Below are 20,784 nucleotides of genomic sequence, written 5' to 3'. Positions count from 1 at the left end.
CCATGTTTTTGCCAAAGTCTTAAAAATCAAACTTAAACCTGCCTCTTATACCAATTTCAGAGACATTAGGATGCTCCAGGTAAGAAAATCTCCTGACCACATCTACCCTGAAGAAATTAAAGATGTTGCCGACTCCTACGCTTGCCTCCACATAAGGCTTTTTCTCCAGCGTATACGTAATCGGGACCCCACTGGCATCTACCGGAAACTGGAGCAGCTCAGGATTCCGGTGCGGCATGTTCTCGTCCCGCACCTGCCCATACAGCACCTTTACAGTAGCAAACTCCCGCAGCCTGGTTTTTCTGACCAAAGGTACCTTATTAAAAACAAATCCGTTGAAACAATGGTCTATGTTCACACTGGCGTACTGGTCACTTACAAACTCCAGAAAGTTCATCAGGTTGTATGACTGTATCTGGTAGGAGTACGTCTGGTTGGCCCTGTGGATAGACAGCAGCGGGAATGGCACCTGCCCAAACAGGTAACCACCTTCCAGCACCACATCGGAGTAGCCCAACTGTGAGAGGAACACCCGCTTATAGATATTCAGGTTCAGCTGCTGAAAATCGTATTGCCCGTGAAACAGGTCTTTTATGCCAGCCGCAGCCCGCAGGGTGAACACAGGATAGCGGTTGGCGACAGGTGTGCGGTATACCTTGCCCTGAAAAAACTGCTCTCCCGGCGCCCAGCGCAGTTCCAGTTGCGCCTCCGATGTTGTCAGGCTGTTCAGCAGGTCCGGGCTTTCCTCCCCTCCTTCCACAGAGGCAACTCTCTGGTACTGCAAGGTGCCGGCCGGCGATTGCCGCCAGTTCCGGAAACCGATGCGGTAAGAGAAATGGTTCTCGAACTCGTGCTGGTAATCGATGTTGTACGTTTCGTTATAAAGCCACTTGTCGTTGTTACCGCGCTTAAACGAGAGCAGGAAATTGTCTTCCTGCACAAATTGCAGATCCTGCCCCGGAATTTTGGTGTCGCGCTGGTAATGGGCCCGGATAGCCCGCACCGGAAACTCAAAGACAGATCGGTTGGTGAGGGAGTAAGTGCCGCCCACGTAGTATTTCCATTTCTCGTCTTTAAAGCCATACGCAGCGTAGGTATCCAGCATCACTTTCTTGCTGAAGGTGGTGGTAGTTCTGCCGCCAAACCGGAGCCTGAAGCCCTCTACCGGGTTAAAGCTGTAGAAGGCATTCAGCGGGCCTATTTCTATGTTAGGTCCTACCCGTTTATAGCCGGCAATAAGGGCCGTAGCCCAGTCCATGGTTCGTTTAAAGGAGCGCAGGTTGGTCAGGCTGTCTATGTTGGTGTAGGTTCTTGCCTCTACTGCCGTGAGCGCCTGGTGCCGGTTATTTTCCCAGAAAGCATTGTCCTCATCGGCCGCCTGCTCCTGCCGCACCACAGCCTCGCCCTCGTAGAGACCAGCAGCTGCAGGCTCGTTTATTCTGAAGTCGCGGTAAGACACCGTGCGCTCGCCGTAAAAGCCTGCATCGCTGTTCCGGGTCAGCCCAAAGTCGGCCTGCAGCTCGCTCTTGCTCAGGTGAAACCGGCCGTCTCCGTTCTCCTCAAAATCGAGGTTTACGCGCAGGTCCTTCACCCAGTTGATGCTCACGGTCTTGTCTACAAACATCTCTGCCCGCTGCACCGCATACCGGCCATTCAGGGTTACGTACAGCTTACCCGTAAAAAGGAAAGCCGTAGGGTTGCGTGGTATAAACGACAGCTCCGCCAGCTGCTGCCCGGTAGCGTTGGTAATGGTATCGGTTAGCCAGTATTGGTAGAAGGTAGGCGCCAGGTTGGCAATAGGGCTGAGAAACTGGTTCGTGACAAGGGTAATATTGTCCTGGTAGATATCGATGTCCTGGTAGATGTTCTTCACAAAGGCACCCACCCCATCAGTATCCACAAATTCGCCAAAGTCTACTTTCTTTTCGGCCCGCACAATGGTTTTTTGAGTGGCAGGGTGCTTGCGCAGGTAGTGCTCCGAAAGCTCCTCCTGCATAAAAAACGGCAGCAGCGCCTTGCCCTGCACCACGGTGGTGTCGAGGTTATCGGTAATGAAGTCGTACTGGCGAAGCAGCGGGTTGCGTTTAAACTTTTCCGGCTTGTTGGTGAGCGAAAGTTGCGTTTTCTCATACTGCTGGTACTGCACAAAGTCGTAGTGCTGCGGCCTGTTCTCCTCGCGGTGCGCCACTACTTCCCTGATCAGGTCCACAGCCGGGTTATTCTTGTTGCTGTACTTCATCTTTCTGCGGCTTCCGGTTATCACCACCTCTTTCAGCTGCGTGGCATCAGGGGCAAGCTTCAGGTGAATAACCTGCTCCTGGCCGGGCTTGATGGAAAGGGTCTCGCTTTTGTAGCCTACATAAGAAAACTGCACCTTGTCGACATGCTGGTTGGTTCGGAGTTGATAGTTGCCATCCAGGTCGGTGCTGGTGCCCGTGCTGCTGCCGGGGAAAAACACGGAAACACCGATAAGCGTTTCGCCGGTGCGGACATCTGTAACAATTCCTTTTACGGTTGTTACAGCAGATTGTGCCATGGCAGGCACCACGCCTCCCAGGAATAAGGCAGAAAGGTAAACCAGTCGTGTTAAACTGAATATGGGGTTGTATATATTCTTATCGGAATACATAACTCTTTTGGATTGCATAATTATAAAAAAAGCCGACTGCCAGTGCGGTCGTAACTTTAGAGACCAGATAAGACTGACCGGCAAATTGTGTAAGTGTATAAACGCCTGCCGTGTTGAGCGCAAAACTGCCGTTCCAGACAAGAAGGTATTTAAGGGCCTGAGTGGGCACTTTGGTATCTCCGGCTACAAACACCCATTTCCTGCTCAGGGTAAAGTGCGCAGCGCCACCTGTAACTGTTCCGAGTGTAGTGGCGGCCATATACCACCAGCCGATCAGTTCCACCGCTACTATGGTAACAAAAAAATCGGTGCCGGAAGCTATCAGCGACGCTGTCTGGGCCTTCAAAAAAGTAAACATGAACCTGATGGATTTTATGTTTTGGATGCAGGAAGCCAGCCGGTGAAGTGGCTCGTTTTACTTCCTGCAAAAGGATTTGAGGTAGCTATAACAGATAGCTGCTATAGACTGCTGCAGATTAGCGAAGGCAGGGGCAGCAGCGATTTAAGGAAGTTTTCATTTACATACTCAATATCATTCACAAAAAGAGCCCGCCGATAAAACTCTCCGGGAGCAGCAGCAACAGCAGCAGATCCTCTGCAGGGCTATTTTCATTAGCATAATTCGCTTTCATAATTTACCTGCATTTGCCGATAGCAGGCAGTTGCTTTATGCAACTCTTATGGCTTTTCGTTACTCAGAATTTATTTTTTTTCAGGGGTTGAGTGGCATCAGGTACAGGTACAGATGCAGCAGCAGATTGGTATATACGCCTGCCACTATATCGTCCAGCATCACGCCCCAGCCACCAGCCACACGTTCCAGTCGCCTGATAAAGAGTGGCTTGGCAATATCGAAAAAACGAAACAGGAGCAGCGCCGCCAGTAAGTACCCTGGGGTAACCGGCAGGAATAACAGGCTGATGCCCATACCCGCCACCTCGTCTATCACTACTTTTTTGTCGTCTTTGCCCCAAAGTGGCTCCACCGCTCCGGCAGACCATATGCCCAGGGCGACAATAGCCAAAAGCAGGAGAGGCTGCCAGCTCACCCACTGGCCTCCCCCAGCCTGGAAAACAAAATACCAGCAGAAGCAGGTGGCGACAGCGGCTACTGTGCCTCCCCCCTTGCCCATGTACCCGATGCCCAGGCTGGTGGAAACTAGTTTGTGTACTGTGAGCATGCGCCTGTTACTGAATGGCTTCTACCAGATCCTGGTAATAGTCCAGCCCCAGGTGCGTGATCAGGTCTTCGCCCATGATGTGGCGGAGCGTGTTCTGCAGTTTAATCAGCTGTTTAAAAATGTCGTGCTCCGGCCGCAGCCCTTCCGCCGTTTGCGGCGATTTGTAGTAGAACGACAGCCACTCCTGTATACCCGTCATGCCGGCACGTTGCGCCAGGTCCGTGAACAGGGCCAGGTCAAGCACGATAGGCGCTGCCAGGATAGAGTCGCGGCACAGGAAGTTGATCTTGATCTGCATCTTGTAACCCAGCCAGCCAAAAATGTCGATGTTGTCCCAGCTCTCTTTGTTGTCGCCGTGAGGAGGATAGTAATTGATGCGTACCTTGTGGTAAATGTCGCCGTAGAGTTCCGGGTTGTCTTCAGGGCGCAGGATATCTTCCAGCACACCCAGCTTCGACACTTCTTTTGTCTTGAAGTTATCCGGATCGTCGAGTACCAGCCCATCGCGGTTACCCAGGATGTTAGACGAGAACCAGCCGTTGATGCCCAGCGCCCTGGCCTGCAGACCAGGAGCCAGAATGGTTTTCATCAGGGTCTGGCCTGTTTTAAAGTCTTTGCCTGAAATGGCAACCCCTGTCACCTTAGCCAGCTCTACCAAAGCCGGGATATCCACGGTCAGGTTCGGAGCCCCGTTGGCAAACGGAATTCCGGATTTAATGGCGGCATAGGCATAGATCATGCTCGGAGATATGCGCGGATCGTTGTTGCGAAGGCCTTCTTCAAAGTTTTCGATGGTGGCATGCACTTCGCTGGGCTCGGTGTATACCTCTGTAGAGCCACACCAAACCACCACCAGGCGGTTACAGCCGTTTTCTTCTTTAAAGTTGAGCATGTCGTTCACCAGTGCTTCGGCCAGCTCTGTTTTGGTAGGCGCCTCTTTCACATGGGTGGCCACCAGGTTTTTGGCGTACGCCTGATCAAACACGGCTTTCATAGGCTTGATGGCCTCCAGCTCCGGCTTTATAGCATACAACAGACCCGGCTCCAGCACTTTGGCATTTGCGGCTGCCTCAAATACGTTGTCTTCGTACACATCCCAGCCCCCGAACACAATATCGTTCAGGTTAGCCAGGGGTACAAAGTCCTTTATAAGCGGGTAGCGGTTCTCCGTTCGCTTTCCTAACCGGATATTGCCCATTTGGGTTAAAGACCCTACCGGTTGCGCCATTCCTTTCCGGATCGCTTCAACACCGGCAATAAAGGTAGTGGCAACTGCTCCCAATCCGGGGATCAGGATACCGAGTTTTCCCTCGGCATTTTTTACGTGATATTCCATATTCTTACCTTGTTTCAAATAATTTAAATCATTTTATGTTAAAGCCATTTATTGTCTTTGTACCACTGGAGCGTTTGGGCCAGGCCTTTTTCCAGATCGTACTCCGGCACAAAGCCCAGATCCTGACGAATGGAGGCGATGCTACAGTTCCAGTTTTCTGCCGCCAGCTCCCGTAGTTTCTCCTTATTCAGGGCCGGCATTTTGTCTGAAGCGGCGTAGGCTGCCTCCAGCAGGTTAGCGATAAGGGTCGCCACTCCCAGCGGCAGGTGCACCTTCACCGATTTTCGGCCCAATATGCGCTTTGTAATGGTAGCCAGCGCATACCGGTCGTAGCTGTTGCCATCCGATATATTATAACTGGCATGGCATCTATCTGTTCCCAAGGCCTGCATCACTGCTTTTGCCAGGTCCTTTACATACACAAAGCTCAGCCACTGTGGTTTGCTACTGATGTAGGGCTCCAACCCCAGGCTCAGTGTTTTCAGAACTATAAAAATATCTTTCTCGCGCGGCCCATACACGGCGGTTGGCCGCAGCACCACCAGGGGCAGTGCTTCAATCTCAGCCAGATACTTTTCGGCCACCAGCTTGCTTCTGCCGTAGGCGGTCACCGGCATGGCCTCACTCTGCTCGTGTATGGGCAGGGGTGCTCCGTAAGCCGTTGGCCCCAATGCGGCCAGGCTGCTGATAAATACAAACTTTTTGAGCGGAATGGCAGCCGCTGCGGCCGCTACTCCCAGGTTCCTGGTAAAATCAGCGTTAACCCGTTCGTACTCCTGCGCCAACTTGGCTTTGGTAGTGCCGGCAGCATGAATAATATAGGTATACTGCTTTTCTTCCAGCTCCTTCCGGATGCTGGCTGCATCGGCATAATTCAGGCTGGTGTACTGTATGGCAAAGGGTTTCAGGTGGGCCACCTCACTGCCAGGACGCACAGCGGCATATACCTCCAACCCGGCCTGGAGGGCCGCCTCTATTAAATGGAAACCCACAAATCCGCTTGCTCCTGTTATCAGTACCCGTTCTTTCATAGCGCCATCTCGTAAATACGGTATCGTTTATAAGGTTTGGCAGCCATGTTCAGCAGGCCTTGGTTCATCAGCACATTATCCTCCAGTATCCAGGAGGCTTCTGCCATTTTCATGTTCTTCTCCCGGTACTTCTGCATAGCAGCCCCATAAAAAACGGCCTCTATGCCGAGTTTTCGGTAACCTTCTACAACACCAAGCGCCAGAATACGCACCGCATTAATTTTTTTCCGAAGCAGCAGCAGCTTAAAAATACCCGTCGGAAACAGGCGCCCTTTGCTGATTTTTTTCTGAATCTGGTTTATGTCCGGAATAGCCAGCGAGAACCCGATCATTTTGCCATTATGCTCGGCCACGAGGCAAAAATCAGGGTCTACGATCAGCTTCAGGTCCTTGGCCAGGTAATCGAATTCCTTCGGGGTCATGGGCACAAAGCCTAAATTCTTGTCCCAGGCGGAGTTATAGATTTCACGCAGGTTGGCTGCTTCTTCCTGGTAATTCTTCAGGTTGATCGGCCTGATCGTGATATCCTTTTGCGCCAGCCTTTTCCGGATTATCTCGGATAACCGGTAGGGCTTATCGTTAAAGTTCTCGGCCAGAAACTGGTAGGCCAGCAGGTCTACCTTCTTCTGAAACCCGAGTTGCTCCAGCAGCTGCACATAATACCTGTAGTTATAGGGCATCATGGCCATAGGCGAACTGTCGAAACCTTCTATCAGCAGGCCGCAGCTTTCGTTTGTAGAAAAATTCACCGGCCCGATCATGGTGGTGGCTCCTTTGTCCATCAGCCACTGGTGCACCTGCTGAAACAGCCTGTCAGCCACTTCGCCATCGCATATGCAATCGAAAAACCCAAAAAACCCGTCCTTTGTGTGGTTAAAGGCATTGTGGTTGTTGTTGAGGATGGCGGCCACTCTACCAACTATTCTGTCATTTTCATAAGCCAGAAAAAGCTGCAGGGCAGAGTGCTCATGAAAAGGGTGTTTGCCCGGTGTTAACAGGTCGCGCTGCGCAATATACAGTTCCGGCACGTAGTACGGGTCGTTCTTGTACAGCTCATGCGGAAAGTCGATAAAGGCCTTCAACTGCTGCTTTGTCTCAACAGGCACTACTTGTTTCATATGCTGTTGCATTGGTGTCAACTCCACACGCTTTAAAGGCACTGGAGATTTTACTTACTGCTTCCTCTATCTGGCTGAAGGTGTGCGTAGCCATAACCGACAGTCGGATAAGGGTGGAATCGACGGGCACCGCAGGGGCTACCACCGGATTCACAAAAATGCCGTTGTCCTGCAACACCTTCGTTACCTGAAATGTTTTGTCGTTATCCCGGATGTAAATAGGTATGATCGGCGTTTCGGTCGGCCCAAGGTCCAGCCCCTCCTCGCGCAGCAGGCGGGTGGCATAGCGGGTGTTGGCCCACAGCTGCTCTATGCGCTCCGGCTCCGACTGTATAATATCCAGTGCCGCAATGGTGCTTGCCACCGAAGCAGGCGACATGCTGGCACTGAAAATAAGCGACCGGGCATGGTGCTTCAGGTACTGGATGGTGTCGCTGTCGCTGGCGATGAAGCCTCCGAGCGAGGCAAGCGACTTGCTGAACGTTCCCATGATCAGATCTACCTGACTTGTTAGCCCGAAATGTGAGGCTGTTCCGGCGCCACTGGCCCCTATTACCCCCAGCCCGTGCGCATCGTCTACCATAATGCTGCCTCCATAAAGCGCTGCCAGGGCTGCGATCTCCGGCAACTTCACAATATCTCCTTCCATACTGAACACGCCATCTACTACAATAAGCTTAATAGCATCAGCCGGCAACCTGCGCAGTTTCTGCTCCAGGTCCTGCATGTCGTTGTGGCGGTATTTTATTACTTTAGAGAAAGAGAGGCGGCTGCCGTCAATAATAGAGGCATGGTTAAACTCATCGAGGACGATGTAATCGTTTCGGCCCGTGAGACTGGAAATAACGCCCAGATTTACCTGAAAGCCTGTGCTGAACACCAGCGCCGCCTCTTTGCCGACATAGGCGGCAAGCCTGTTCTCCAACTCCACATGAATATCGAGGGTGCCGTTCAGAAACCTGGAGCCGGCACAGCCGGTACCGTAGATTTCAATTGCACGGATGGCTGCCTCTTTCACTTTCGGGTGATTTGTAAGACCCAGATAGGCATTCGACCCAAACATCAGCACCTTCTTCCCCCCTATGATCACCTCCGTATCCTGCGCAGACGAAATCGACCTGAAGTAGGGATACGTGCCCTGCGCCATCGCCCTCTCCCCAGCCTGATGCGTAACACTTTTTTCGCGGGCCAGGATTTTTTCACGAAGTATATTTGCCATCTGTTCTCAAATCTTAGTTAATATGCAATTATCTTATATAAATATAGTTACTATTTTTGAATAGAAAAATACAATAATTATTTAATTAAGAGTTGGATGGCTTTGCTGCAATTATCTTTAGTTCAAAACAAAAAGAACTAAAAACCACTGAATGGGTTATAATATACTTTCTCACGCTTCATTCCTTTATTATTATATATCAGAGCTGATTTACAGCCCGAAATTCAGGTATGACTCAGGCCTTTAGCCCTTGCATTAAAATGTTGTTGATCAGGTCCATTCGCCCTTCCAGGTCTGCAAACCTGTTTTCAACGAGCAGCCCCACTTCCAGCCCCCGGAAGGCGCACACCATTGCAAAAGCTATGGCATCAATATCATCTGCAGCATACTTTGCAAATTCGCCCTTCTCCAGGCCAAACTTCAGAATATGCCGAACCAGGTGGATCTCCCTTATCTCGTATCTCCTGGCCAGGTCCCGCATGCTGTGCAGGTTGGCTTCTATCTCACCCCGAACCACATTATACAAATTGGCCTTCTCCTGAAGAATGCGGAATTTGGTAAGGCATAAAGCTTTTAACTTTTCTTCAGCAGAGGAGGCCTTGCCTACTTCTTCCTGCACTTTCCGGAAAACTTCTTCCATCTCCCGCGACACAACCTCACTGAAGATCTCGTCTTTGCTCTTGTAATAGTAATAAAGCGTGCTCTTACCTTTACCTGCCGCTTTGGCGATGTCTTCCATAGTGGTTTTGGAACAGCCAAAGTGCCTGAATAGCTTTTGAGCCTCATTCAGAATCTCTGTTTTTACTACCTCTTCTTTTTCCCCCATGCGCTTCCAGACCAAAACCGTTTTCTGGTCCAAAATTACAAATTAAATCTGGATTCCTACTTTCTTTCAAAATAATTTTTAGCGGCGCAAGACCAGGTGACCATGTAAGATAGGCACAGCTGTGGAAGGACCGTTTTAAGATGCCTGCCGTTCAATTTCGGGCAAGGTTAATTATCAGACTTGTGGCACATCAGCATACCGGAACATAAGACAAACCTGCTGCAGGATATACAAGAATAGCAGCCTCAGTTTATAGAACAGCCAAAGCCTGATACAGCAGAAAAGGTAGTCGTAAGCCGCCTTTCCTGCTATCTCAGCGCGGATGCCAATATGCACCAGAGGGCCTTTTTCATTCGCATAATTTGAATGAAGATACGGGGCGGGGCCTCTGGCAAAGCAGGCGCTGTTCAGAAAAATCTGTTCACACGGGTCAGTTCTTTCCGGTACTGCGTCAGGAGCCTGCTTTTAAGAATAAATCCTTTAAACTTACCGTGCTGCACCACCGGCAGCGACCAAAGCTTTGTTTCGTCGAACTTGTCCAGCACCTCGGAGGCAGGCTCATCAATATCTACTACAACTGCAGCGGGTTGCATCAGGTCTCTGGCCCTGAGGGTGTCGTAATGAGAGATGTCGCCAAGCTGCTTGCGCAAGTCGTTCAGCGTGATCACTCCCATGAGCATATTGTCGTGGTTAAGCACCTGCAGCACATTGCGCTTAGAGTTCGATAAAATTTCCACCACGGTCCGGAGCAAGTCGTCTTCCCGCACAGGCGTGTCGCCCTCCTCCACCAGCTTCCGGATATTGAGTTGGTTCAGCAGAATGCGGTCTACCCGCAGCGCCTTGCTCTGCCCCTTCGGCTGGATTACATTTTTGCTGAGGTTCTCGGTGTAATACTTCAGAAAGTACGAAACAGCGCATACCAGCATGAGCGGCACGAACAGCTGGTAACTCTGCGTGATCTCCGCCACCAGGAATATGGCCGTTACGGGCGCATTCATGATGCAGGCAAAAACGCTGGCCATGCCCAGGAACATATAGGTGGCCGGGTTCAATTCATAAAAAGGAAAGAGAAATACCACTATCTTGTAGAACAGGAAGCCCAGAAAACCGCCCGTGATAATAGAGGGTGCAAAATAGCCGCCTTCGCCGCCAGAGTTCACGCAAATGCCCGTAGCGATAGGCTTTACCATGGTGATCAGGAAGAAGAACAGCAGGTTGAGCCAGATGGTATTAGGCAGGGCGGCAAGCGGGGAGTTCATGATCAGGGAGCGCTCCTCACCACTCAGCAGCGCGTTTATGCTTACATAGCCCTCGCCAAACATAGGAGGCAGCAGGTAAATAATGCTGCCCAGGGCTAGGCCTCCGGCCAGGGCGCGCAGGTAGGCATTTTTGATACGCGAGAAATAAATGCCGCAGTACCGGTAAGTCCTGAGCAGATAGTTCGACATGAGCATGCCCAACACCCCCAGCGCGACCACCAGCGGAATCTGCTCGTAGGCAAAATCGGTGAGGGGCACGCCAAAGCGCAAGTGCTCCCCCATTATAAACTCGAACAGGATCTTTCCGGCTGCGGCAGCCACCAGCAGCGGAATCAGCAGCGTAGGCGTGAACTCCGGCAGAATAGTTTCGAGGGCGAAAATAAACCCGCCCATGGGCGCATTGTACACCGCCGAAATACCGGCAGCCACACCACAGCCGATCAGGAGAGTGCGCAGCCGGTACCCCAGCCCCAACACACGCCCCACGTTAGAGCCAACCGCTGCCCCGCTCGATATAATGGCTGCCTCAACTCCGGAGCTCCCGCCAAAGCCTATGGTTAAGCCGGTTGTGATGAACTTGGAGTAAACGAGCCGCAGCTTAATGAACGAGGCATTCTCTTCTATGGCCTGAATAACATTGCGGGCGCCGTTAAAGTAAGCTGTTTTGCTGAAAACATTGCGGTTGAGGAATGTCACCAGCAGGAACCCTACTAGTGGCAGCATGAAGGAGAGCAGGCTGGGCGCAAAATGCACGGCATACTGCTCAATGTAAAAGATAATCGATTTAATGAGAATGGCCGCTGCCCCTACAATTAAACCCACCACCACGCTTAGTACAAATGGCATCACGCGGTTGTTGCTCTGCCGCCTGCGCCATCTGAAAAAGGCCAGTTGGAAACGATTTAATTTATGATTCATTGCCAGAGAAATGCATTAGTTCCAAGCTACAGATCAACCATACGTGATGTTACGCATTACAGCCGATTAAGCATAGTTTTAAGTAGCTATTCTGACGAAAAGGTTGTGCCGGTAGAACTTCAGGCCAGAAACCCAGATATTTTTACAGGAAGGAAGGCAGGATAATGATAGACGATTTTAACAGGAAATACATAGGCCACACCGTACACCACGGTTTCGAATGTCCTCATCTCCGGATAAATCACGCAGCATACCGGCACGTTTTCCAATTATTCTAATGAAAAGGCCCCTCCAGAGGTACTGCTGCTTCTACTGACCTGCTCCTACAGTAGAAAGTCAGGAGGATTCACATCTTTTGTAGTCTAGTAAGGTCCCTTCAGGAGACGACCGTGGAAAAGGTGGGACCGTGTGCAGCTAAGCGACAGCCTTGTTTCCAGTTCTTACAGTTATCTTTCGCTTCCGTTTTCTGCCGAGCCAGATCAGGATGCCCGTAACCCAAAGCATAGCTGGGACCAGGCCGAGCAAAAACCAGAACACTCTGGTAATGTATCCTCCTACTTCACCAAAATGAAGTGGCACAAACCAGTTTTTCGTTACCCGGTGCCCGAGTGGAGCATCAGCAGGATCATAGGCATACAGAATCTCGGCCGTGTACTGATCCAGGTAAACAGCAGGCCTTTGTTGAGTGCCTGCACCTACTTCGACCTGGTTGGTATAGGAAAAATAAACGTAGCCAACACTGTCTTTGGGCAGGATGAGGTAGCGCTTGTGGTAGCTGCCGTACATGCTCTCCATCAGGTCCAGGGCCTGGTACACATTCATGGCAGGCACAGCGGCTTGATACGCGGACTTTAGCGTTTTAGGATCAGGCTCCGGCCTTGTAGTAAGGGTTAGGGTATTGACGGCTTGCTGTGTCTGAACCGGAAAAGCAAAGTAGGCCCCTGTAACAGCTATGATAAAAAGCGGGATACTGACGTAGAAGCCCGTTACGCTGTGCAGGTCATAGTTGCGGCGTTTAAAAGAGGCCTTGGGCTTCAGGCGCAGCCCGTCTTTTAACTGGCGCTTTTTGCGGGGAAACCACAGCATAATACCTGAAGAGAGCAGCACAAACGCCAGCAGCAAGGCACAGGCGCCTGTAATAACTGAACCGGTCTCACCAACCGTCAGAGTCCTGTGGATTTCCAGAATTGTGTCCAGTACTCCACGGCGCTGCTCCATCTCGCCCAGGTACTTGCCTGTGGTAGCATCAAAGAAAAGCCACTCTTTTTTACCTTCCACTTTCAGGATGTAGTTCTGCAGCTTCCGCAAAGGAAAATTAACTGTCACCACTTCTTTGCCAAACTGCCTCCCGGCCTGTTGCAGCACCTCCCGCACATCTACAGGCGCAGCCTCAGGATTGGTGGCCTTGTACAGGTGCGGATACAGGGCAGCCGTCAGCTCCGGCTGAAACACATACAAAGAGCCCGTAATGCCTACCACCGAAAGCACAGCACCGGCAACTAAGCCAATCCAGAGGTGTACCTGAAGTATGAACTTGCGCATATGTTTACTTAAAGGCCTACGGCGCATGGCTCCAAAAGAGCTGCGCCGTAGGCAAATGCTCACCTGAAACCTTGTGCAGGCTAGAACTTGATGCCCACCGTACCCTGCACATGCCGCGGAGCGCCAGGCATAATAGCGGTAGCCGATTGAGATCCTTCGTAATACCGGACATTCGTCAGGTTCCGCACGTTAACCGCTGCATGGAACCGCTTGTTGCCATAGTATACAGTGGCATCGTAGCGCGTGTAGCCGGGGAGTCTGAAGCTGTCAGTGGCATCGACCGGCCGGTCGCCATAGCTGCTGAAACCGCCTCCAAAGCCAAGCCCCTGCAGCAGGCCACCCTGCAGCTCATAGGTTGTCCAGAGGCTGCTGCTGTGCTTGCTCACGCCCCTGAAAGCAGTTCCGATATTACTCTCCTTCGTATCTTTGGTAACACGGGCATTTGTGTAGCTGTACGTGGCAATCACATTCAGGCCAGGGAGCACTTCGCCGGTAACATCTGTTTCTACCCCCTCGCTCCGCACTTCGCCAACCTGTATATTAAAGTTAACATCTTCCGGGCTCGGAACCGGCACATTGGTTCGGGTAATGTTAAAATAGGCTGCTTTAAAGTTGACCTTATCGTTGAGCAAGCCAATTTTGGTACCGGCTTCCATCAGGTCGGAGGTAACTGGTTTAAACACATCCCCTTCTTTGGTGCGGCCTATCTCCGGCTGAAATCCTCTCGACCAGTTACCGTACACCGATACTGGCCCGTACATTTCGTAGAGCACCCCAATTCGCGGGTTAAAGGCTGTGTTGCGCTGTGAAGTGGTGGTCTTTTCTTTGGCACTTACATTTTCCTGCTCCCAGAAATCATAACGGGCACCCAACAGCAATTTCAGGCGCTGGTTTATAGATAGGAAATCCTGCACATAAATGCCTGTCAGACTGGTGTTATCACGGTAATCATCGCCGAGCACCAGTTTATCAAAAGGTTTTGATTTGCGCTCGTACTGCGGGTTATAGATATCCAGCGTATCGTAGGCGGCACGTTTAAACCAGATGTCGAACATCGATCTGGAGGCCTCTACCCCTACCACTGCTTTATGCTCAAAAGCCTGGCCTGTGTTAAAAGTAGCGTACAGTTCGTTTTGTGTGGCAAAGTTACGCTCGTAGTTGTACTGGTCCTGCAGCCGCCGTGTGATCCTGGAATTAGAGCCTTTTACCACGCTCACCTGCTCGATAACGGTTCTCCCTTCAGAAGAATAATTGAAGTTGGAGGCATGGCGGAGGCTGAAGACATTATTTAAACGGTGCTGCAGGTTGTACTGCACCAGGCGGTTCTGGTGGATGCCCTTGTTGTCTGGCTCACCAACCGAGCGGCTCGCGGGCACATCCGGTATCACACCACCCACAGAAAAGATGCCGCGATCCGAAGCCTGATCGTTATTCAGGAACTCCGCTTCTACCGTTAGTGAGGTTTTTTCCGAGAAATCGTAGGTAAGCGCAGGAGCAACAAAAAGGCGCTCCGTACTGACAAAATCACGGTAAGTATTTCCTTTTTCATACACCGCATTCAGCCTGTACTTGAATGTTTTATTCTCATTAAAAGAGCCTCCCAAATCGATGGCAGGACGCACCTGGCCGAAACTGTTTGCCGTTACCTGGACATCCTGAAACGTGTAGGCCGTTGGTTTTTTCGTCGTTACATTGATCATGCCGCCAGGGTCGCTTACACCATACAGCACGGAAGCAGGGCCTTTCATCACTTCTATTTGCTGAATGTTGGCCGTTTCGCGATAAGTACGCACACTGTTACGAAAGCCGTTCTTAAAGATACTCTCCGTGCTGGTCCTGAAGCCCCTGATCTGGAAAATATCGGTACGGCCGCCGAAGCCTGTTTCCATGGTTACGCCGCTTACATTCCGCATGGCATCCTCCAGCCGGATCACCTGCATCTGGTCCAGGGCCCGACGGGAAATGATCTGTACCGACTGTGGCACCGACTTGATCGGGGCCTCCATTTTAGTTGCCGTCGAACCGATTGGCTGGATAAATTCGCCTTTGGTGTTGGCTGTAACCTCCACTTCTCCAAGAGCGGTAGCTTTGGAAGACAGCAGCAGGTAAACTGTTGATGTGGATCCTGCATTCACTTCTACCTGGCGTTTTACGGTGGTGTAACCAAGCCCGAGAGCCACCAGTGTGTAGGTAGAGGCAGGCACCGTTCTGATCACATATTTACCTTCTTCGTCGGTGGTGGTGCCCAGGTTGGTGCCTTCTAACGCGATGCTGATACCAGTGAGCGGCTCGTTTCGCTCCGAGATAACACGCCCTTCAATTCTCCCCAGGCTTTGAGCAAAGGTGATTTGGGTGGCAGATAAAACAACAATTATAAAAGTAAATATACGGTACATAGCGCAAGCTTTTGTTTAGATTCATTCTAAAGAGTGGCCAAATTTAGAGAGGGAAATCCGGAAGCAAAAGAATTATTTAGAAAATTTCTAAATAATTCTTTTGCTTACCCACTGCCTGCTGTTCAATAGCTTAACCGACCAGTTAATTTGCAGCCACCCATATGGTTTTAAGAACAGAGCATGCGGGTCTTTCCGGCTGTGCATGGCACGACTACGGCTCACCTGGGTGGAGGACGCATGATCCTGAAAAAACAAAAACCACAAAGTGCCTGCAAGCAAGTTATGCTGGAGGAGCTAACCGCTCCGCAGCAGCATAAAAGGCCTCCGGAGGGCTTATTTTATTTGAATAATTCGGAATTTCAGCCCCTCTTGCTACCGGCACGTTTCGTTGTGAGTTAGTTGACCGCACTTCTCAGGTGAATTTTCTGGGAAGCGTAAGAGGGTGTTTTTTTACTGCTTTCAAAAAAGAGGCAGGAACAGCTGTGTTCACTTGCTGAAACGGTAGCTGCTGGGGCAAGTCAGTCCTGTACTTACAGTTGGAGGATAAGCAACTAATGCCTTTGCTGGTGTTCTGCAAATCAACTCACAGGCAACTTCGTAAAAGGTAAACCTGAAGCCACTGAGAACTATGAAGAAAGATAAGAACAGAACCTCCTCCAAACTTACTTCCGCCGATTTGCTGCGATTGGGTTTTCCGGCTGGCAAACCGATGGGCACTGCCCTTAACCTTGTGCATACCTACTATACCGAGTTAGGCAAAAAGCACCAGATCGAGCTGCTGCAGGATGTCATGGCCGCACCGGATCAGTACCAGATGCATACTACCCTGGGTCCGCTGGCGCAGGCCATTCTGGCGCAGCAGGAGGCCGCTCCTATTGCCCTGAAACCGGAGAAACAGCCATATGTCGTTTATGGCGCCATTGGTATAGAGCAGGGAGCTCTCGACCAGATGGAGATTGCCATGCGATTGCCCGTAACGGTGGCCGGGGCCCTCATGCCCGACGCGCACCAGGGTTATGGCCTGCCGGTGGGGGGCGTGCTGGCCACGCATAACGCCGTTATACCGTATGGCGTGGGTGTGGACATTGGCTGCCGGATGAGTATGAGCATTTTCGATATTCATGCCGGCTTTATAGACAAGAATCGGGAAAAGCTGCAGCGCATGCTCCTCGACAACACCTGCTTTGGGAATGCCTCCTTTAAAAGACCGATGCACCACGAGATCATGGAGCGCCCTGAGTTCTCAGAAATTCCGGTGGTGCGGGAACTCCGTGAAAGGGCCTTTCAGCAGTTAGGAACTTCGGGAGGAGGAAACCATTTTGTGGAATTCGGAACCGTAGAGATACACGCTGCCGAAAACGACTTTGACCTGCCGCCAGGCAAGTACCTGGCGCTCCTCTCCCACTCCGGCTCCCGCCGCCTGGGGGCAAATATTGCCAGCTACTATACCAAGGTAGCCATGGACTCTTGCCCCTTGCCCAAAGAAGCCCGGCACCTGGCCTGGCTCGACCTCGACTATGAAGCGGGCCAGGAATACTGGCTCGCCATGAACCTGGCCGGCGACTACGCCTCAGCCTGCCACCACCAGATACACGAGCGGCTGGCAGCAGACCTGGGTGAGGCCCCACTGGCTAAAATCGAGAATCACCACAATTTCGCCTGGAAGGAAAGAGACAGCCTGGGTCGGGAGGTTATTGTGCACCGCAAAGGCGCTACACCGGCAGCAGAAGGCGTGCAGGGCATTATTCCGGGAACCATGGCTACGCCGGGGTTTATCGTGCGCGGCAAAGGCAACGCTGCTTCCCTGAACTCGGCCTCTCACGGAGCCGGACGAACCATGTCCAGAACCCAGGCTATAAAAACACTTTCGCAGCCCCAGATGCGAAAGCACCTCCAAAAGGCTGGCGTAGATGTGCTCGGATCAGGATTGGACGAGTCGCCCATGGCCTACAAGGATATTCACCAGGTAATGGCCTCGCAGCAGGACCTGGTAGAGATTACCGGAACCTTCTACCCGAAAATTGTCAGGATGAACGACGACAAAAAATATGTGGAAGTGGATTAATGCTACTATTGCTTCATTTGCTGGCCTTTATCCCCAGGGTCTGTCACCTGACTGACCCTTCTTGGCATGAATCAGACCAATTGCTGCCATACCCACAGGGCACCGTCCGGGGACAACGCACAGAAACTTAAAGCGCAGAATCCAAATGATAGTGGATGAAGCAAATTCGTCAGAATAAACCAGCGACTCTAACATTACAGAGCAGCTGATATAGGCTTCTTTGGCTGTGAGGAAAACAGCAGGAAGGAGCTCTGATGCTGTATCTCTGAACCTGGCGAAGCTCCTAAAAGCATGGACAAAAATGAAAAAGGGCGTGGGAGCAGTTTGAAAACTGGCTCCAAGCCCTTTGTTATAGTGCCGTCCTGATTGGCAGCCCTTGTAGCCCGCTTCCCTAGTGGCCGCCCGCTACTACTATTGTTAGCTAACGGGCATGCTTAACAGGCACTTCCACAGCCTTGAACTGCGAAATGGCTTTGGTCAGCTCTTTCGGATTATTTCTGGATGCCTTTTTGGGCGCTACGATTACCAGGAACTTGGCTGCCAGGCGGTTCTTTTGTTCCAGCACCTCCAGCGCTGTTCTGAGGCTGTCAGTAGCCGTAAGCTTCAGGTCGTTGCTTTTGGAGGCATGGTAGTTGTGGAAATAGAACTTGCGCTGCGACTCATATTTGAGCACATACTCCACCACTTCACCCTCCTGCACATGACTGACCTCATTCAGGTAAACAGTTTTAAATCCTTGCCCGGAATAATCTTCTGTGGCTGCAAAGGCTGATTCAAAATCAGGGAATGCTGCAACGATGTAGCCGGTTTTTAAATCGAAAAAATTCATTTCTGCTAATTAATTTTCCTAGTCTGTCCCAGAGTCACGCTCTTATTTTCGACCAACAATACTACAATAAAAAAATTGGATAAGTGCCATTATTATAATATTTAGCACTTAAATCAGTTTTAATACGGACAAAATCATGAAAACCTAATCCATCAGTGTTATAAGCACTTGCCTTTTAGGCGTCTACACCCAAGCCTTCAAGTTAAGTGCCGTCTACTGGCACATACTCTCTAGAAACATTTTTAGGCAGATTATGCGGTATCATTCCCTATAGTTAACTGGGATCCTGTAGAAAAGGTTAGCCAGGAAATCCCCGCTGATTACATAAAGCATCCTGTATTGGCCGGCTTTTGCCTTAACACGCTCAGGTACTGCACCAAGTGAACACGATTCTGAAGCTAAAATATTCTGTAAAAACCGGGTATGGAACCAGAATCAGTATAATATGCTCTCTATTGTAGCGGAGCAGGTAGTTGGGGAGAGGCAGGAGAAATTATTCCAATGCCGAAGCCCCCCAAGACCAGTTCTCCACAGGAACACCTGTCTGCTGCTGCACCTTGCCAGTTCCGGTTCATCATGCCGGACTTCAGCACATACTCTCCTACCGGTTTCAGAAGTCGGATTGCCATTAGATTTCCTGCAGGAGAAGCTGTGAGGGATAGCTAGATTTAAATCAGAAGGCCCAATTAATTTGCCTGGCAAGGCAGGAGGAACTGATTAATCGCAATTAAATTCGTAATATTGTATATAGGTCATTTTTTTTTAAAACTGCCATGCTTACAAGTTACAGTATATGAATTAAGTACGTATAAAGATAAGTAATCGGGTCTTTGCACTGGTATAGGCAAACCGGTTAGTTAAGCATACATAAAGCATTTTTGCAAATAATATTTAAACATCATGGGTAGATCACAGGAAACTTTCAGTAAAAAAGAAAACGAGAAGAAAAGACAGAAAAAGAAACAGGACAAGGAGCAGAAAAAGGAAGAGCGCAAAGCCAGTGCCAGCAAAGGACAAAGCCTGGATGAGATGATGGCCTACGTGGATGATAACGGCAACATTACCTCCACTCCTCCGGACCCTACCAAAAAGAAAAAGGTCATTAAGCAGGAAGATATCCAGATAGGCATATCGAAACAGGAAGCAGCTGATCCGGCAGACGCGATCAGGAAAGGAACTGTCGCTTTCTTTAACGACTCCAAAGGCTATGGCTTTATCAAGGATCATGAGACGCAGGAGAGTGTGTTTGTACACGTAAATGGCCTTGTGGACACTATCAAAGAAAATGATAGAGTAACTTTTGAAGTAGAGATGGGCCCTAAAGGTCCTAATGCGGTAAGAGTAAGACTTGTTGCTTAGGCACCTCTTCCGGCTGGGGAATGCGCATTTCCTGATAAACTGATTTAACTTTTGATGGCGGGCGCGGTGCTGGTAAATCTCTTAACCGGCACCGCCACCTGTATCTCCAGCTACCGCTGGCTTTGGCCTGCAGTGGCCGAGCATCGATTTTTTGGCAGAGCCAGAACGCCGCTTTCTTTGGCGCAACTTTCGGCACTTTGCACCTGCCTGCCAGACGCCGGAATTGCAAAAGGCTTCCTACCTGCCACCAGGTACGCAGGGCAGTTCATTTAAAATTTCCATTTCCCTTCAGCACAGGTTGCCCACCTTCTCAGGTCTTGCCAGGTAGACCATAGCCGGCTATTTTTTTAATGCATGAAACACCGACATTTTATCGTACATAAACCTTATGGCTTTATCAGCCAGTTTGTGAGCAATCATAAAAACAAAAAACTGCTGGGCGACCTGCATGATTTCCCGGAAGGCACCATGGCCATTGGCCGGCTCGACCAGGACAGCGAAGGCTTGCTCCTGCTGACCACCGATGGCAAAATGAGTGAGCTCGTACGCAGCAAACACGTTGAGAAAGAGTACCTGGCGCAGGTTGATGGCGATATAAGCCCTGAGGCCATTGCGCAGCTGCAGCAGGGTGTGGACATAAGCGTGAACAAAATAACCTACCAGACACTGCCCTGCCAGGCACACAAACTTACAGCTGCCCCCGGCTTTGCCGAGCGCATCCGCAAGATCCGCGACGACAGGCATGGCCCCACCAGTTGGGTGTCTATCACGGTTAAGGAAGGTAAATTCCGGCAGGTGCGCAAAATGACCGCAGCGGTGGGTTTCCCGACCCTGCGGCTGGTAAGAGTCAGGATCGGGGGAATACTCCTCCGTGACCTGCAACCTGGAGCCGTTCAGGAAGCAGAAAATTTCTCAGATGTGCTGGGAAATACATAGCCGCACCTCGTTTCCTAACCTCCTCTGTAGCAGAGGCTGCAAGAGACGCGGGCTTCGACAAATTAAAAAAATCAGAAGTTCAAAATGAGAGATGATGGCAGCAGTGGTAGTCTCTTCTGGTATCAGCAAGCTAAAGCAAGT

At 50.7% G+C, this 20,784-nt stretch carries 16 protein-coding genes; 3 read left to right on the top strand and 13 right to left on the bottom strand.

All coding sequences use genetic code 11. From position 1 onward, the window contains the following. Positions 1–19: 19 nt before the first annotated feature. From FJM74_RS15655 to FJM74_RS15605, 11 genes are all read right to left on the bottom strand, one after another. Positions 20–2,629 carry a DUF5686 and carboxypeptidase-like regulatory domain-containing protein gene (locus FJM74_RS15655; protein ID WP_187263573.1) on the bottom strand — a complete coding sequence of 870 codons (2,610 nt, stop codon included), beginning with the start codon at positions 2,627–2,629 and terminating at the stop codon, positions 20–22. Then, on the bottom strand, positions 2,616–2,987 hold the full coding sequence (locus tag FJM74_RS15650; protein ID WP_187263572.1) for a GtrA family protein: 372 nt from the start codon (positions 2,985–2,987) through the stop codon (positions 2,616–2,618). Before FJM74_RS15650 ends, FJM74_RS15655 begins: the two co-directional genes overlap by 14 nt. Before the next feature lie 354 nt (positions 2,988–3,341). Then, positions 3,342–3,809: a phosphatidylglycerophosphatase A family protein gene (locus FJM74_RS15645; protein WP_187263571.1), complete on the bottom strand. Its 468-nt coding sequence runs from the start codon at positions 3,807–3,809 to the stop codon at positions 3,342–3,344. A gap of 7 nt (positions 3,810–3,816) precedes the next feature. After that, positions 3,817–5,145, bottom strand: coding sequence for an inositol-3-phosphate synthase (locus FJM74_RS15640; RefSeq protein ID WP_187263570.1), 1,329 nt, complete (start codon positions 5,143–5,145; stop codon positions 3,817–3,819). Between the two features lie 38 nt (positions 5,146–5,183). After that, positions 5,184–6,176, bottom strand: a complete 993-nt coding sequence (locus FJM74_RS15635) for an NAD-dependent epimerase/dehydratase family protein (protein ID WP_187263569.1) — start codon at positions 6,174–6,176, stop codon at positions 5,184–5,186. Further along, a complete protein-coding gene (locus FJM74_RS15630; RefSeq protein ID WP_187263568.1) occupies positions 6,173–7,294 on the bottom strand; it encodes a GNAT family N-acetyltransferase in 1,122 nt (373 codons plus the stop codon). Before FJM74_RS15630 ends, FJM74_RS15635 begins: the two co-directional genes overlap by 4 nt. Further along, positions 7,272–8,513, bottom strand: coding sequence for a serine palmitoyltransferase (gene spt, locus FJM74_RS15625; RefSeq protein ID WP_187263567.1), 1,242 nt, complete (start codon positions 8,511–8,513; stop codon positions 7,272–7,274). Before spt ends, FJM74_RS15630 begins: the two co-directional genes overlap by 23 nt. Before the next feature lie 235 nt (positions 8,514–8,748). Beyond that, entirely contained in the window at positions 8,749–9,372 is a 624-nt protein-coding gene (locus FJM74_RS15620) for a TetR/AcrR family transcriptional regulator (RefSeq protein ID WP_187263566.1), read from the bottom strand. 374 nt (positions 9,373–9,746) lie between these two features. Beyond that, complete coding sequence (locus tag FJM74_RS15615; RefSeq protein WP_187263565.1) at positions 9,747–11,516, bottom strand: chloride channel protein; 1,770 nt, start codon at positions 11,514–11,516, stop codon at positions 9,747–9,749. A gap of 414 nt (positions 11,517–11,930) precedes the next feature. After that, positions 11,931–13,058: a PepSY-associated TM helix domain-containing protein gene (locus FJM74_RS15610; protein ID WP_187263564.1), complete on the bottom strand. Its 1,128-nt coding sequence runs from the start codon at positions 13,056–13,058 to the stop codon at positions 11,931–11,933. 80 nt (positions 13,059–13,138) lie between these two features. Next, positions 13,139–15,454: a TonB-dependent receptor gene (locus tag FJM74_RS15605; protein ID WP_187263563.1), complete on the bottom strand. Its 2,316-nt coding sequence runs from the start codon at positions 15,452–15,454 to the stop codon at positions 13,139–13,141. Between the two features lie 628 nt (positions 15,455–16,082). Between FJM74_RS15605 and FJM74_RS15600 the strand changes: the two genes are divergently transcribed. Continuing rightward, positions 16,083–17,519, top strand: coding sequence for an RtcB family protein (locus tag FJM74_RS15600; protein WP_187263562.1), 1,437 nt, complete (start codon positions 16,083–16,085; stop codon positions 17,517–17,519). A gap of 421 nt (positions 17,520–17,940) precedes the next feature. Here FJM74_RS15600 and FJM74_RS15595 read toward each other — a convergent pair whose 3' ends face one another. Continuing rightward, entirely contained in the window at positions 17,941–18,348 is a 408-nt protein-coding gene (locus FJM74_RS15595; protein WP_187263561.1) for a hypothetical protein, read from the bottom strand. A 452-nt stretch (positions 18,349–18,800) separates the two neighbouring features. Then, positions 18,801–18,977, bottom strand: coding sequence for a hypothetical protein (locus FJM74_RS15590; protein ID WP_187263560.1), 177 nt, complete (start codon positions 18,975–18,977; stop codon positions 18,801–18,803). 271 nt (positions 18,978–19,248) lie between these two features. Between FJM74_RS15590 and FJM74_RS15585 the strand changes: the two genes are divergently transcribed. Together FJM74_RS15585 and FJM74_RS15580 are read left to right on the top strand one after the other, a co-directional pair. Beyond that, positions 19,249–19,707: a cold-shock protein gene (locus tag FJM74_RS15585; protein WP_187263559.1), complete on the top strand. Its 459-nt coding sequence runs from the start codon at positions 19,249–19,251 to the stop codon at positions 19,705–19,707. Positions 19,708–20,061: 354 nt separating this feature from the next. Further along, positions 20,062–20,643, top strand: coding sequence for a pseudouridine synthase (locus FJM74_RS15580; protein ID WP_187263558.1), 582 nt, complete (start codon positions 20,062–20,064; stop codon positions 20,641–20,643). Positions 20,644–20,784 lie beyond the last annotated feature (141 nt).

It is taken from the genome of Pontibacter beigongshangensis (genome assembly GCF_014332515.1).
GTDB lineage: Bacteria > Bacteroidota > Bacteroidia > Cytophagales > Hymenobacteraceae > Pontibacter > Pontibacter beigongshangensis.
This window is presented reverse-complemented; position numbering and strand designations above follow the sequence as displayed.

Excerpts from the sequence above, each read along its gene's own strand:
- FJM74_RS15655 (WP_187263573.1), bottom strand. The coding sequence starts at position 2,629 with ATGTATTCCGATAAGAATATATACAACCCCATATTCAGTTTAACACGA.
- FJM74_RS15650 (WP_187263572.1), bottom strand. The coding sequence starts at position 2,987 with ATGTTTACTTTTTTGAAGGCCCAGACAGCGTCGCTGATAGCTTCCGGC.
- FJM74_RS15645 (WP_187263571.1), bottom strand. The coding sequence starts at position 3,809 with ATGCTCACAGTACACAAACTAGTTTCCACCAGCCTGGGCATCGGGTAC.
- FJM74_RS15640 (WP_187263570.1), bottom strand. The coding sequence starts at position 5,145 with ATGGAATATCACGTAAAAAATGCCGAGGGAAAACTCGGTATCCTGATC.
- FJM74_RS15635 (WP_187263569.1), bottom strand. The coding sequence starts at position 6,176 with ATGAAAGAACGGGTACTGATAACAGGAGCAAGCGGATTTGTGGGTTTC.
- FJM74_RS15630 (WP_187263568.1), bottom strand. The coding sequence starts at position 7,294 with ATGAAACAAGTAGTGCCTGTTGAGACAAAGCAGCAGTTGAAGGCCTTT.
- spt (WP_187263567.1), bottom strand. The coding sequence starts at position 8,513 with ATGGCAAATATACTTCGTGAAAAAATCCTGGCCCGCGAAAAAAGTGTT.
- FJM74_RS15615 (WP_187263565.1), bottom strand. The coding sequence starts at position 11,516 with ATGAATCATAAATTAAATCGTTTCCAACTGGCCTTTTTCAGATGGCGC.
- FJM74_RS15610 (WP_187263564.1), bottom strand. The coding sequence starts at position 13,058 with ATGCGCAAGTTCATACTTCAGGTACACCTCTGGATTGGCTTAGTTGCC.
- FJM74_RS15605 (WP_187263563.1), bottom strand. The coding sequence starts at position 15,454 with ATGTACCGTATATTTACTTTTATAATTGTTGTTTTATCTGCCACCCAA.
- FJM74_RS15600 (WP_187263562.1), top strand. The coding sequence starts at position 16,083 with ATGAAGAAAGATAAGAACAGAACCTCCTCCAAACTTACTTCCGCCGAT.
- FJM74_RS15595 (WP_187263561.1), bottom strand. The coding sequence starts at position 18,348 with ATGAATTTTTTCGATTTAAAAACCGGCTACATCGTTGCAGCATTCCCT.
- FJM74_RS15590 (WP_187263560.1), bottom strand. The coding sequence starts at position 18,977 with ATGGCAATCCGACTTCTGAAACCGGTAGGAGAGTATGTGCTGAAGTCC.
- FJM74_RS15585 (WP_187263559.1), top strand. The coding sequence starts at position 19,249 with ATGGGTAGATCACAGGAAACTTTCAGTAAAAAAGAAAACGAGAAGAAA.
- FJM74_RS15580 (WP_187263558.1), top strand. The coding sequence starts at position 20,062 with ATGAAACACCGACATTTTATCGTACATAAACCTTATGGCTTTATCAGC.